We start from the raw sequence: 12,895 nt of genomic DNA, 5'->3' as shown, positions 1-12,895 counted from the left end.
CCTGGATTTTACCGGATGGCCACACGCGCCTCCCGCAGCGATGCCCGTTCGCCCTCGCCCCATCATGATTGAGTGCTAACATTGCCTGCTGTCATCTCCTTTTAGCGCCCGATAGCGTAACGCTTCGGTGCGCCGCCCGCCCCCTCCCGGCACCGCACCAGGCACCGCACTTATCATGTCACCCACAACCCAAACCACCTCGCTGCGTACGCTTTATGTCGGCGCGTTCGTCGTCTTGATCGCCCTAGGCGTGCGGGCAACCTTTGGCCTGTTCATGCAGCCCATGGGTCTGGCCAACGGCTGGGGCCGCGATGTTTTTTCGCTGGCCTTCGCCATCCAGAACATCGTGTGGGGTGTGGGCGCGATCTTCATGGGCATCCTGGCCGACCGCTACGGCTCGGGCCGCACGGTTGCGCTCGGTGCGCTGCTCTATGCGCTGGGCATGCTGGGCCTGCGCTTCGCCACCACTGAAACCGAGCTTTACCTGACAGCCGGCCTGCTAGTGGGTATAGGCCAGGCCGGCATCACCTTTCCTGTCATCTTGCCCGTAGTCGCTCGCGCGGTGCCCGCAGCGTACCGCAGCACGGCGATGGGCATTGCCAGCGCGGGCGGCTCGCTGGGGCAGTTCGCCGTCGTGCCGGCCGGCCAGATGCTGATCTCCGGCCTGGACTGGACTGGCGCGCTCTGGGCGCTGTCGCTGTTTACCGCCGTCGGCATCCCTCTGGCATTTTTTCTGCGTGGCAAACCCGACGTGCATGCCGAGGGTAGCCACTCGCTGGGCGCCGCCATCCGCCAGGCGCTCGCGCACCGCTCCTTTCATTTCCTGTTCTGGAGCTACTCAGTCTGTGGCTTTCATACGGCCTTCATCACGTTGCACCTGCCCGCCTACCTCACCGACGGCGGCTTGAGCGCCGGGCATGGCGCCATCGCCATTGCGCTGATCGGCTTGTTCAATGTATGGGGCTGCTTCTATGCCGGCAAGCTGGGGGGGCGGCTGAGCAAGAAGAACCTGCTGGCGGCGGTGTACTTCCTGCGCGCCTTCGGCATCATTTTCCTTCTTGCCATGCCGCTCACGCCCTGGGTGGCCTATGTATTCGCCGCCTGGATGGGCCTGTTCTGGCTGGGCACTGTGCCGCTCACGCAGGGGCTGATCGGCCAGATCTACGGCCTGCGCTACGCGGCCACGCTATCGGGCATTGCCTTCCTGGGCCATCAGATCGGCAGCTTCATTGGCGTATGGATGGGCGGCTACGCCTACCAGGCCACCGGCAGCTATACCAGCGTATGGCTCACCGGGATCGCCCTGGCCGTGGCGGCCGCCGCACTATGCCTGCCCGTGCGCGAAAAGCCCTTGCCCGCCCCGGCTGCCGCAGCAGCCTGAGCAGCGCGCAGGCCAGCCAGCCGTCTTTCCCCGTGCGCACGGCCATACCGCCGTACGCCGCTGGTACGCGCGCGGATGGATGCGTGCACATTATCGGGCCGGGCCGCTACAATGAAGCAAGAATCATAGATACCACGGCACCGGCGTCGTGGCATTGATCGAGGCCGTAATGACCCCTTCCGCTCAACCCTTGCATCGCCGCTCCTGGCGCCTTGCCGGCGGCATCGCCCTGGCGCTCGTGCTCGCGCTGGCGTTCCTGGGCTACCTGACGCCCGACATGCGGGTGCAATGGGCCAATTTCGTAGCCCTGTGCGGGTTCTGAACGCAAACTTCGTAAAGCCCCTGCGGCGCCCACCCGCAGGGCGCTACTTCTGCCCCGCCAGCCGCACACACATCAGGCTCAGTATCTCGAACAGCATCTGCGCGCCCGCATGCGCGGTATTGGCCGTGGCATCGTAGGGCGGCGACACCTCGACCACATCGCCACCGATAATATTGACGCCCGCCAGCCCACGCAGTAAGGCCAGCGCCTCTCGCGTGGTCAGCCCGCCCACCTCGGGCGTGCCCGTGCCCGGCGCAAAGGCGGGATCCAGGCTGTCGATGTCGAACGACACATAGACAGGATGATCGCCCACCACATCGCGCGCCCGTGCGATGACGGCTTCCATGCCCATGCGCTCGACATCCTCTATGTGCAGCACCGTCATGCCAGATGCGTACGAAAACTCCCATAGATATTCCGCCGCGCCGCGTATGCCAATCTGTATCGTGCGCTCGGGATCCAGCACGCCATCGAGCACGGCCTGCCGAAACGGACCGCCATGATGAAAACGCGTGCCTTCAAACGGCCCGCCAGTGTCGCAATGGGCGTCGATATGCACCAGCGCCACTGGACGTTCGCGGCCCAGTACGCGCAGAATCGGCAGCGTAATGGAATGATCGCCGCCCGCCGACAGCGGCAGCACTCCCGCTGCATGAATCGCATCACAGGTGGTTTCAATGTCGCGGTGCGAGCGATCGAGACTGAAGCGGCTGCGCAGCGGCACATCGCCGATATCGGCCACCCGCAACTGATGCACGGGCGCACATTTGAGCACATGGTTATAAGGGCCGACGCGTTCGATGGCGCGCAAGGCACGCGGGCCAAAGCGACAGCCATTTCGGTTGGTAATGCCCAGGTCCATCGGCACGCCCAGCAGTGCAACCTGTAGATCGCCGAAATCCGGCCGTGCCCAGTCCATCTGCCTGTACGGGGCGTCGAGCAGTGTGGGCACCCCTATATAAGGCGCGGGGCGCGAGCCATGCGGCTCAATGATCAGCGACGCCATCTCGTGGAAGTGTGGATCATGGATGGCGTATTCGTTTTCGCCGCCAAAGCGGGCACGCAAAGCGTCGAGCCCCTCGGGCTTGTCGTTTTTGGCACTCATGGTCGCTCCAGGAAGGGAACATCGCGGCAGGCCTGCCAACCGCGCGTCAGGCCTTCGTGCATACCGCCAGGTTATGTTGTACCACCACCCGCGATCCGGGTCGATGCCAGCCCCCGATTTCCTCAGCCGGGCATACGCCCGGCGGCGGGTAGCCGCAGATGCACACGCAAGCCCCCCAGCGGCGACTTGGCAGCGCTGACGCCGCCGCCGTAGACCCCCGCTAGATCCCGTACGATCGCAAGGCCAAGCCCATGACCGGGACGCCGCTCATCCATGCGTACGCCACGTTCGAATATGGCGTCATATTGTTCTGGTGGCAGCCCGGGCCCGTCGTCGTCGACGGTGATGCACAGTTCGTGGCCGTCGAGCCCGACATTCACCGCCACGCGGCTGCGCGCCCACTTGCAGGCGTTCTCCATCACGTTGCCGAGCATTTCGTGCAGATCCTGCTCTTCGCCACGAAACATCGCCCCCTCGGGAACAGGCGCCAACTCGATATCGAGCTGTCGCTCGACATATAGCTTGCGCAAAACGCGAGCCAACGCCTGCAGCGGCGCCTCCACGTGTGTGCGGACACTCGGGTTGCGCACTGCGGCAGCAGCACGGGCCCGAGACAGGTGATGCGCCACCTGGCGCTGTGCAAGCGCCGTTTGCTCCGCGACGAGCTTGCCGAAGGCGGAGTTTTCGCAGCTGGCGGCGTTGGCCAGCACCGACAGCGGCGTCTTTACAGCATGCGCCAGGTTGCCAGCCTGAGTGCGGGCCCGCTCGACGATTTCCTCGTTCGCGGCCAGCACTGCGTTCAGTTCATCGACGAGCGGCTGCACTTCAGACGGCAGGCCGCCCTCTACCCGCGCAGCGCGCCCTTCGTGCACATCCGCAAGGCGCTTCCTCAGGCGGGCCAAAGGCCGAAGCCCCACCACGACCTGCAGTACCGCGGCAAGCGTAAGCCCAGCCGCCAGGACGCCCAGCGCGAGCCACATCATTGTCGTGAAGCGTCCCACGGGCTCGGCCACCGTAGCCATATCGGCGGCAACAATAAGGCGATAGGCTGAGGGGCTCTCCGGCGGGTTGACGGTACGGGCAAGCACCAACAGCGGCTCTCCATCGGGGCCGGCAAATTCATATACCCGGTCGCGCGGCATGCCCGGTACGCCGATGTCTGCAGCCCGGGCTGCAGACGCCGCAGGCAAGGCCAATACCTCGTCCCACAATGAGCGGGAATGCAGAACGCCTGAATCGAGGAGAGTATTGCGCCCCAGCTCGTCTACTTGCCAGTACAGGCCTGACAAAGGCCGTTCGAACCGCGGATCACTAAGCGACGACGAGATTATGGCGTTGCCCGTATCGCCGACATTGAAGGCCGCGGTAAGCTGATTCAGGTGCAGCACGAGCTCGGATTGCATCTGGCGCATGACATGCTGCCTGAAGAGATCAGCCAGGCCCCATCCGGCCAGAGCCACCGATGCAAGTATCCACGCCAGCGTTCCGGCCAGCAGCCGCGCGCGCAGCGAACCGGAAAAGGCCGCACGCAACCAGGCTCTCATTCGGGCACCGCCAGCCGGTATCCCATTCCGCGCACCGTTTCGATCATGCCCGTGGGCAGCTTCTTGCGCAGCCTGCCGATAAACACATCGATCGTATTGGAGTCGCGGTCGAAATCCTGCGCATACAGATGCTCTGTCAACTCGGTGCGCGAGACGACCTCACCCGCGCGCTGCGCCAGGATAGCCAGCACCCGGTATTCATGGCTGGTGAGGTTCAGTGCGCGGCCATTCACCGTCGCGCGTGCCTGCCGTGTGTCGAGCACCAGATCGCCGCAGACCCACTCGGCGCTTGCATGGTTGCCGGCGCGCCGGATCAGCGCCCGCAGGCGTGCGAGCAGCTCTTCCATGTGAAACGGCTTGGCCAGGTAGTCGTCCGCCCCCGCATCGATGCCACTGACCTTGTCGTTCCAGTTGTCGCGGGCAGTGAGAATGAGCACCGGCATATTGCGCCGCGCCGCGCGCCATTTGCGCAATACCGTCAGGCCGTCCATGCCGGGCAAGCCAAGGTCGAGCACCACGACATCGTAATTCTCGACCTCGCCCATATAGTGGGCCTCGGTTCCGTCCCCGGCACGGTCGACAACATACCCGGCGTCCGAGATGGCATCGGCCAGTTGGGACGCGAGTGCCGGATCATCTTCTACCACCAGTATCCGCATTGTTCAGTCATCTCCGGATAGCGTCTCACGTGCCCGGACAGCCAGCACGCGGCCGTCGGTCGCGTCGACCTTGAGCTTGACGATATCACCCGTGCTGCGAAGGACCTTGATCTTGTACACATAGAGATCATCGTCCTCTTCGAATTCTATCTTGACGACCTGGCCGGGGTATTCGCGCTCGACTTTGTCGAGAACGGCACGCAAGGGCAGCACGCGCCCCTGCAGCACGGCCTCGCGGGCGGCTTCGTGGTCATGGCTACCGCCATGGTCTGCCGATGCAGTGCCAGCCGCCATGGCGAAAAAAAGCACCACGACGCGCAGTGCGCCCCGGAAAATGCGCCACCGGATTGGCCGGTGTGAGAACGGGATGCTGTTCATGGGTTTGTTTTAGCGCTTCCAGGATGAACAGAAGATGAACGGCCGCTTCACGGACGATTCATGCGTCCAGACAAATAATGGCGTCGCAGTCCGGCACTCGCCAGGCTCCAGCCTCAAAGGAAAGACCATGATGATCCGCACAAAGAAAATTGCCTCCGCGCTCGGCATTGCCGTTGCTCTGCTCGCCGGAACCGCAGCCATTACCCACGCCCAGCAGCAACAGGCGGCGCCTCAGCCGATACAGGCCGCGCAGCCCGCCGCCACGGCGGACCGGCTTGATCTTCGCAGGATTGACGAAGCGCTCAATGCGGCGGGTTACCGCGATATTACCGAAATCGAGCTCGAGCATGGCCAATACGAGGCCAAGGCCACAGATGCACAAGGAAACCGCGTCAAAGTGTATGGCAACCCGGCGTCCGGGGAGGTGAAGGAAGCCAAGCGCAAGCACGATTGAGCAGGTAGCTCGGGCGGAATCGCGTGCCGTATGCGCGACGCCGCCGATCCGTTCATCAACCAAGGCAAAGCGTTGCGCGCGCGCCTGCCCTGGGATTTTCGGCCAGTTTGAAGAACGGTTTCCAAGCGCTGGAGCTGAAAGGTGTAACCATGCGCCAAGAAGCATTCGATATGCGCTAGACGACCGTTCGTACCTGCTAGACTTGATACTTTCTGCTCAAGCTACGCGAGGCAGGTATCAAGATGACACATCCATTTTCCAGCCTTCCCCTGTCCCAGGCCCAGTTGTCCAATCTGCAGCAGCTCGGGTATACCGACATGACGCCCATCCAGGCGCGCAGCCTGCCCATCATCCTGGAAGGCAAAGACATCATCGCCCAGGCCAAGACGGGCAGCGGCAAAACCGCCGCGTTCGGCCTGGGCATCATGCAGCGCCTGAACCCGGCGCGCTGGGTGGTGCAGGCGCTGATCATCTGCCCCACGCGCGAGCTTTCCGAACAGGTCGCTGCCGAATTGCGCCGCCTGGCGCGCGCGCTGGGCAACGTCAAAGTACTCACGCTTACGGGCGGCGCGTCGGCCCGGCCGCAAATCGAGTCGCTGGGGCATGGCGCACACATCGTAGTCGGGACGCCAGGCCGCATACTCGACTTGCTCGACCGCCAAGTGCTCGACCTCTCCGCCGTGCACACACTGGTACTGGACGAGGCGGATCGTATGGTCGACATGGGTTTCTTTCCCGATGTGGTCGATATCGTCAACGTCTGCCCCATCGAAAGGCAGACCATGCTGTTTTCGGCCACATATCCAGACAGCATCCGTGAAGATGCCGACCGCCTGCTCAACCACCCCGAAATGGTGCAGGCGCCGGCACTGCACAGCGACGCCCAAATCGGCCAGCACTTCTACGAAATCGACCCCGGCAGCCGCTTCGAAGCGACGGCCCGGCTGCTGGGGCACTTCGCGCCCGATTCGGCGCTGGTGTTCTGCAATACCAAGGCCGCCTGCGCCGACCTTGCCGCTTATCTGCAAGGCCAGGGCTTCACCGCCCTCGCGCTGCACGGCGACGTCGACCAGCGCGACCGCGACGACGTGCTGACGCAGTTCACCAACCAGAGCTGCAATATCCTGGTGGCCACCGATGTGGCCGCGCGCGGCCTGGATATCCCCGAGTTATCCATGGTGATCAATGCTGAGCTGCCGCGCGATGCCGAGGTATACGTGCACCGCATCGGCCGCACCGGGCGCATGCACGCAAAAGGCCTGGCGCTGAGCCTGTGCGCACCCGACGAAAGGTTCGTCGCCGCGCGCATTGAAAAATACCTGGCGCGGCCGCTGAGCTGGAACCCGCTGCACAAGTTGAAGGCGCCTACCAGCCGCCCCCGACAAGCACCGATGGTCACGCTACTGGTGCTGGAAGGCAAAAAGGCCAAGATGCGCGCCGGCGATCTGCTTGGCGCGCTCACGGGCGACGGCGGGCTGTCGCGCGAACACGTGGGCAAGATCACCGTCACCGACCAGGTGTCGTACGTTGCACTTGATCGCGGCGTCGCACACGGCGCGTTTGCGCGCCTGCGCAATATCGCCGTCAAGGGCCGCAAGCAGCGCATGAAGCTGCTGGGGCGCTAAACACGCAACAATCGCCTATACTAGGCAGCACGCAGGGGTACTTGCCGGCCGCATCCGCGGCCTGCGGGTTGAGATAAAACCCTTCGTACCAGTACGGATAACGCCGATGCTGGGAGCGTACTCGTTGATATCCATCGGCCTCGCGCCACACATAACAACACGAGACAATTCCCATCGGCTCCAACTTTTTCTTGGAGCATCGCTTGAAAACCCACACCGCTTTTTCCGCCCAGGACGCCGCCGTCGATACAGCCGCCGTCGCGCCCCTTCCCTGCTCAACCAAGGTATACCAAACCGGCTCGCGGCCCGACATTCGCGTGCCGTTCCGGGAAATCACACAGGATTCGACGCCAACCATGTTCGGCGGCGAAAAAAACCCACCCATCACCGTCTATGACACAAGCGGGCCTTATACCGATCCCGATGCGGTCATCGATCTGCGCAAAGGCCTGGCGCCGCTGCGCGAGGGGTGGATCACCGAACGCGGCGACACCGAGGTATTGCCCGGCATCACCAGCGAGTACGGGCGCATGCGCGAGCAGGACGCCAGCCTTGATCACATGCGCTTCCCGCGCGTACGGCCGCCGCGCCGGGCCAAGGCCGGCGCCAACGTCACGCAGATGCACTACGCACGGCGCGGCATCATCACGCCCGAGATGGAATACATCGCCATCCGCGAAAACCTTCGGCGCGAACAGTACATCGAATCGCTGCGCGCCAGCGGCCCCAATGGCGAACGCCTGGCAAAGCGCCTCACGCGACAGCACCCGGGGCAATCGTTCGGCGCGGCGATCCCCGCCACAATCACCCCCGAGTTCGTGCGCGACGAAGTGGCGCGCGGCCGGGCCATCATCCCGGCCAACATCAACCATCCCGAGATCGAGCCGATGATCATCGGCCGCAACTTCCTGGTAAAGATCAACGCCAATATCGGCAACTCAGCCCTGGGTTCCAGCATCAGCGACGAGGTCGAGAAAATGACCTGGGCCACGCGCTGGGGCGGCGACACTGTCATGGATCTGTCTACAGGCAAGAACATCCATGAAACCCGCGAATGGATCCTGCGCAATTCCCCAGTGCCCATCGGCACCGTGCCGATCTACCAGGCACTTGAAAAGGTGGACGGCAAGGCTGAAGAACTGACCTGGGAAATCTTCCGCGATACGCTGATCGAACAGGCCGAACAGGGGGTGGATTACTTCACCATCCACGCGGGCGTACGGCTGCCCTTCGTACCGATGACGGCGGACCGCATGACGGGCATTGTGTCACGCGGCGGCTCCATCATGGCTAAGTGGTGTCTGGCACATCACCGCGAAAGCTTCCTGTACGAGCGCTTCGAAGACATCTGCGAAATCATGAAAGCCTACGACGTCAGCTTCTCGCTGGGCGATGGGTTGCGGCCTGGCTCGGGCTACGATGCCAACGACGAGGCCCAGATCGCCGAGCTCAAGACGCTGGGCGAACTCACGCAAGTCGCCTGGAAGCATGACGTGCAGGTAATGATCGAGGGGCCGGGCCATGTACCCATGCAGCTCATCAAAGAAAACATGGACCTGCAACTAGAGCACTGTCATGAAGCGCCCTTCTATACGCTGGGGCCACTGACCACCGACATCGCGCCAGGGTACGACCACATCACGTCTGGCATCGGCGCCGCGCTGATCGGCTGGTTCGGGACCGCCATGCTGTGCTATGTAACGCCCAAAGAGCATCTGGGCCTGCCTAACAAGAAAGACGTCAAGGACGGCATCATCACCTACAAAATCGCCGCCCACGCGGCCGACCTGGCCAAGGGCCATCCGGGCGCGGCGATCCGCGACAACGCACTGTCCAAGGCACGTTTCGAGTTCCGCTGGGAAGACCAGTTCAACCTGGGCCTTGATCCCGACACAGCCAAGTCCTTCCACGACGAAACCCTGCCGAAGGAGTCCATGAAAGTGGCCCACTTCTGCTCCATGTGCGGCCCGCATTTCTGCAGTATGAAGATTACGCAGGACGTGCGCGAGTATGCCGCAAGCAAAGGGTTGGATGCATCCAGCGCCCTCACCGAAGGCATGCGGGAGAAGTCGGTGGAGTTTCTTGAAAAAGGCGCCCGCATTTATCATGAGGCGTAAGCAGAGAACAAGCCCCGTCTGAGCTTGGCCCGGCCTCGGTGCAAATCGTTTTATTGCACCGGGGCCGGGCGCTGCGAAGCATAACCCAAAACATATCAACAGCAGCCGCAATCGCGGTCGCATCCGGCGCGTGTTCAATTGCCCGAATCGTCCGCCTGCTTCATCAGTTCGCGCGCAATAATCAGCTTTTGCACTTCTGTTGCGCCCTCATAGATGCGCAGCGAGCGGATGTCGCGATACAGCCGCTCAATGGGCATGCCAGACTTGACCCCCAGCCCACCAAACATCTGTAGCACGCGATCGATCACGCGCTGGGCAGACTCGGTCGACGTCATCTTTGCCATCGCGGTTTCGCGCGTGGCCGACTGGCCCGCAACATCACGCGTCCAGGCGGCACGATAGGTGAGCAAGGCGCTTTGGTCGATATCGGTGGCAATATCCCCAAAAGCTGCCTGCGTCAGCTGGAAGTCTGCCAGCGTCTGGCCGAACATCTTGCGTTGGCGGGCATGGGCCAGCCCTTCATCGAGCGCGCGGCGCGCAAAACCCAGCGCCGCCGCCGCCACCGAGCACCGGAAAATATCCAGCGTGCGCATGGCCAGTTTGAAGCCCTGGTTTTCGTCACCCAACATACTGCGTGCAGGTACACGGCAATCATCGAAGCGCAGCAAAGCCAACGGATGCGGCGACATGACGTCGATCTGCTCCTCAATCACCAAGCCTGGCGTGCCCGCATCTACCACAAAGGCGCTGATGCCGCGCGCCCCTGCATTGGCGTCCGTACGGGCGAACACACAATAAAAATCCGCGAGGCCGCCGTTGGAAATCCAGGTTTTATGGCCGTTAAGTACATAATCGCCGCCATCGCGCACCGCCGCGCATGACAGCGCCGCCACATCCGAACCCGCCTGCGGCTCGGAGAGTGCAAACGCCGCAATGCGCCGGCCCGCCGCCACGTCCGGCAGGTAATGGCGCTTTTGCGCCTCGCTGCCGACCAACGAAATGGCGCCGCTGCCCAGCCCCTGCATGGCAAAGGCAAAGTCGGCCAGCGCGTGGTAGCGCGCCAGCGTTTCACGTATCAAGCACAAGGCGCGCGAATCCAGTACTGGCAGGCGGCCACCCAGTTCGCCGCGTTCGCCGGCCGGCACGCAATAGGCCAGCCAGCCGCTTTGCCCCAGGTCAGCGACCAGCCGGCGGCAGGTCGCAAACACATCGCGGTCGTCAATATCGGCCAGGTGCTGCACGCACCAGGCGTCGAGCTCACGCGCCAGCGAGCCATGCATGTCTGAAAAAAAAGGCCAGGACAAATGTTCTTGTGCATTGATCATGATGATTCCGTCTGTAATGGGCGCGTGGCTGCTCAGCGTTTGGCCAGGCCCTTGATGACAGGCGCCCAGGTATTGATCGTGTTCTGGATGTAGTCAGAGAATTGAGCGGAGTTTTTGTAGTCGGTCTTCAAGCCGAACTGATCTGCGCACTGGCGAAATTCGGGCGTATCGATCGCCGCCTTAAATGCGCTGTCGATCTTTGCCACCACTGTGGGGTCCATACCCTTGGGACCCACCAGCCCCAGGATGCTGGGCGCCACCAGATCATACCCAGCCTCCACCAGTGTGGGGGCCTTCTCGAAGCCCGCCATGCGATCTGCGGTGAACACATTCAATAGGCGCAAGCGGCCATCGCGCACATAGGGCACCCATTCAGCCGTCTGGGCCATGACATCCACATCACCGCGAACCAGCGCGGTGGAGGCCTCGATACCACTCTTGTATGGCACGTGCGTCCACGACACACCGACTTGTTCACCCAGTTTCTCCATCGTCAGGTGCTGCGGCGTACCAACCCCCGCCGTGCTGAAGGATAGCTTGCCAGGCTTCTCCTTGGCCGCCTTGATGACGTCCTTCAAGGACTGATAAGGGGCATCGGCGCGCACCAGCAGACCCACTTGATACTGGGCCACCATGGCAATGGGCGTCAGGTCTTTCATGACGTCATAATCAATATTGGGCACCAGAAACTGGTTCAGCACCGCCCCGGTGGACAATGCAGCAACGTTGTACCCATCGGCTTTCTGCCGTGCGATATAGCCGATCGACAGCGACGACCCGGCACCGGGCTTATTCTCGACAACCACGGTCTGCCCCAGTTTCTTGCCTGCCGTGATGGCCAACGCGCGAAAGCACATGTCGGTGCCGCCACCCGCACCATAGCCCACCACCAGTCTGATCGGCTGTGCCGGAAATTCTGCCGCGCTGGCAGGCGCGCCACCCACGGCCAGGCCCGCAGCCGCGATTACGCCAGCGATCACATGGCGCATGAGCACCCGCGTGGGCGACGCCGCCGCACAGGTCGCTACAGTGTCCACGTCCAGAGTTGCCTCGATCTTCTTCGCTTCCATTTCTTTTTGTCTCCTCGCACATATACGGTGCTTATGTTCAACGGGGCGCCGCTAAGCAGCACCCATCAAATTTATATCAATAGTCTAGCTTTATAGACTATTGTGTTATACAGTAATCGCCAACATCAGCGTTCGTCAAGATCAACCCTTTACCCGACAACACTATGCCCACCGCCCTGAATGTCCTCGTCACCGGCGCGAGCCGCGGCATCGGCCGCGCCATCTGCCAGCGCCTCGCAGCCGACGGCTACCACGTCACCGGCATCGCGCGCACACGCCCCACCGACTGGCCCGCAAACCTTCCTTTCCACTGCACAGATCTCTCAGACCGCGAAGCCACCCGCGCAACGCTCGCCACTATTGCCAACGGCGGGCCGTTCTACGGGTTGGTGAACAATGTCGGCTTTGTTCCAGCCGGCAGGCTCGAGGACGTAGACAGCGCAGACCTCTACAAGGCGGTAGCGCTCAATGTCGAAGTCGATATCCTGTGCGCACAGGCACTGCTGCCGGGTATGAAATCGCTGGGCCGCGGCCGAATCGTCAATATCAGCTCACGCGCCGCGCTGGGCAAGCCCGCACGCACGCTATACAGCATGACTAAAGCGGGTGTGCTCGGCATGACGCGCACCTGGGCGCTCGAGCTTGCACCAGCAGGCATTACCGTGAATGCCATCGCCCCAGGCCCCATTGCCACAGAGTTTTTCCAGGGCGTCAACAGCGGCGACGATCCGGCAACACAGAAACTGCTGGCCGGCATCCCGGTGGGCCGCATCGGCCAACCTGAAGACGTGGCGCACGCAACGGCATATTTCATCGATCCGCGCTGCGGTTTCGTCACTGGGCAGACGCACTTCGTCTGCGGCGGCATCACCATAGGCGCGGCCTGAGGGCCGTCAGGCGCCAGCCCCGCCGCTA

12 protein-coding genes are annotated in these 12,895 nt (G+C 62.8%); 6 read left to right on the top strand and 6 right to left on the bottom strand.

The annotated features are described in order from the left end of the window. Positions 1 to 175 precede the first annotated feature (175 nt). Positions 176 to 1,381, top strand: coding sequence for an MFS transporter (locus LOL23_RS12160; RefSeq protein WP_160981069.1), 1,206 nt, complete (start codon positions 176 to 178; stop codon positions 1,379 to 1,381). Positions 1,382 to 1,550: 169 nt separating this feature from the next. After that, positions 1,551 to 1,703: a hypothetical protein gene (locus LOL23_RS12155; RefSeq protein ID WP_202411771.1), complete on the top strand. Its 153-nt coding sequence runs from the start codon at positions 1,551 to 1,553 to the stop codon at positions 1,701 to 1,703. 43 nt (positions 1,704 to 1,746) lie between these two features. Here LOL23_RS12155 and speB read toward each other — a convergent pair whose 3' ends face one another. The 4 genes from speB to LOL23_RS12135 all read right to left on the bottom strand — a co-directional run bounded on the left by speB (position 1,747) and on the right by LOL23_RS12135 (position 5,389). Next, the gene (speB, locus tag LOL23_RS12150) at positions 1,747 to 2,808 is read right to left on the bottom strand and encodes an agmatinase (RefSeq protein ID WP_160981071.1); all 1,062 of its coding nucleotides are present in this window, start codon (positions 2,806 to 2,808) and stop codon (positions 1,747 to 1,749) included. Positions 2,809 to 2,930: 122 nt separating this feature from the next. Beyond that, the gene (locus LOL23_RS12145; protein ID WP_237173659.1) at positions 2,931 to 4,352 is read right to left on the bottom strand and encodes an ATP-binding protein; all 1,422 of its coding nucleotides are present in this window, start codon (positions 4,350 to 4,352) and stop codon (positions 2,931 to 2,933) included. Beyond that, positions 4,349 to 5,011: a response regulator transcription factor gene (locus LOL23_RS12140; RefSeq protein WP_160981073.1), complete on the bottom strand. Its 663-nt coding sequence runs from the start codon at positions 5,009 to 5,011 to the stop codon at positions 4,349 to 4,351. The genes LOL23_RS12145 and LOL23_RS12140 overlap by 4 nt, the downstream gene beginning before the upstream one ends. 3 nt (positions 5,012 to 5,014) lie before the next feature. Beyond that, positions 5,015 to 5,389 carry a PepSY domain-containing protein gene (locus LOL23_RS12135; protein WP_369414123.1) on the bottom strand — a complete coding sequence of 125 codons (375 nt, stop codon included), beginning with the start codon at positions 5,387 to 5,389 and terminating at the stop codon, positions 5,015 to 5,017. Between the two features lie 127 nt (positions 5,390 to 5,516). Here LOL23_RS12135 and LOL23_RS12130 point away from each other — a divergent pair, with 127 nt between their 5' ends. The 3 genes from LOL23_RS12130 to thiC all read left to right on the top strand — a co-directional run bounded on the left by LOL23_RS12130 (position 5,517) and on the right by thiC (position 9,585). Next, on the top strand, positions 5,517 to 5,843 hold the full coding sequence (locus tag LOL23_RS12130) for a PepSY domain-containing protein (RefSeq protein ID WP_237173658.1): 327 nt from the start codon (positions 5,517 to 5,519) through the stop codon (positions 5,841 to 5,843). Positions 5,844 to 6,085: 242 nt separating this feature from the next. Then, positions 6,086 to 7,468 carry an ATP-dependent RNA helicase DbpA gene (gene dbpA, locus LOL23_RS12125; RefSeq protein ID WP_237173657.1) on the top strand — a complete coding sequence of 461 codons (1,383 nt, stop codon included), beginning with the start codon at positions 6,086 to 6,088 and terminating at the stop codon, positions 7,466 to 7,468. A 203-nt stretch (positions 7,469 to 7,671) separates the two neighbouring features. Further along, entirely contained in the window at positions 7,672 to 9,585 is a 1,914-nt protein-coding gene (gene thiC, locus LOL23_RS12120; protein ID WP_237173656.1) for a phosphomethylpyrimidine synthase ThiC, read from the top strand. A 134-nt stretch (positions 9,586 to 9,719) separates the two neighbouring features. Here thiC and LOL23_RS12115 read toward each other — a convergent pair whose 3' ends face one another. After that, positions 9,720 to 10,910, bottom strand: a complete 1,191-nt coding sequence (locus LOL23_RS12115) for an acyl-CoA dehydrogenase family protein (protein WP_160981080.1) — start codon at positions 10,908 to 10,910, stop codon at positions 9,720 to 9,722. A 32-nt stretch (positions 10,911 to 10,942) separates the two neighbouring features. Then, entirely contained in the window at positions 10,943 to 11,980 is a 1,038-nt protein-coding gene (locus LOL23_RS12110; protein WP_237173655.1) for a tripartite tricarboxylate transporter substrate binding protein, read from the bottom strand. Between the two features lie 164 nt (positions 11,981 to 12,144). On the opposite strand from LOL23_RS12110, the gene LOL23_RS12105 reads away from it, so the two are divergent. Then, the gene (locus tag LOL23_RS12105) at positions 12,145 to 12,867 is read left to right on the top strand and encodes an SDR family oxidoreductase (RefSeq protein WP_237173654.1); all 723 of its coding nucleotides are present in this window, start codon (positions 12,145 to 12,147) and stop codon (positions 12,865 to 12,867) included. Positions 12,868 to 12,895 lie beyond the last annotated feature (28 nt).

It is taken from the genome of Paracandidimonas lactea, assembly GCF_021653995.1.
In the GTDB taxonomy this organism is placed as follows: domain Bacteria; phylum Pseudomonadota; class Gammaproteobacteria; order Burkholderiales; family Burkholderiaceae_B; genus Allopusillimonas; species Allopusillimonas lactea.
The sequence above is the reverse complement of the archived record's forward strand: the minus strand, read 5'-3'. Positions and strand labels throughout refer to the sequence as shown.

Coding starts and splice junctions, on each gene's coding strand:
- LOL23_RS12160 (WP_160981069.1), top strand. CDS start 176: ATGTCACCCACAACCCAAACCACCTCGCTGCGTACGCTTTATGTCGGC.
- LOL23_RS12155 (WP_202411771.1), top strand. CDS start 1,551: ATGACCCCTTCCGCTCAACCCTTGCATCGCCGCTCCTGGCGCCTTGCC.
- speB (WP_160981071.1), bottom strand. CDS start 2,808: ATGAGTGCCAAAAACGACAAGCCCGAGGGGCTCGACGCTTTGCGTGCC.
- LOL23_RS12145 (WP_237173659.1), bottom strand. CDS start 4,352: ATGAGAGCCTGGTTGCGTGCGGCCTTTTCCGGTTCGCTGCGCGCGCGG.
- LOL23_RS12140 (WP_160981073.1), bottom strand. CDS start 5,011: ATGCGGATACTGGTGGTAGAAGATGATCCGGCACTCGCGTCCCAACTG.
- LOL23_RS12135 (WP_369414123.1), bottom strand. CDS start 5,389: ATGAACAGCATCCCGTTCTCACACCGGCCAATCCGGTGGCGCATTTTC.
- LOL23_RS12130 (WP_237173658.1), top strand. CDS start 5,517: ATGATGATCCGCACAAAGAAAATTGCCTCCGCGCTCGGCATTGCCGTT.
- dbpA (WP_237173657.1), top strand. CDS start 6,086: ATGACACATCCATTTTCCAGCCTTCCCCTGTCCCAGGCCCAGTTGTCC.
- LOL23_RS12115 (WP_160981080.1), bottom strand. CDS start 10,910: ATGATCAATGCACAAGAACATTTGTCCTGGCCTTTTTTTTCAGACATG.
- LOL23_RS12110 (WP_237173655.1), bottom strand. CDS start 11,980: ATGGAAGCGAAGAAGATCGAGGCAACTCTGGACGTGGACACTGTAGCG.
- LOL23_RS12105 (WP_237173654.1), top strand. CDS start 12,145: ATGCCCACCGCCCTGAATGTCCTCGTCACCGGCGCGAGCCGCGGCATC.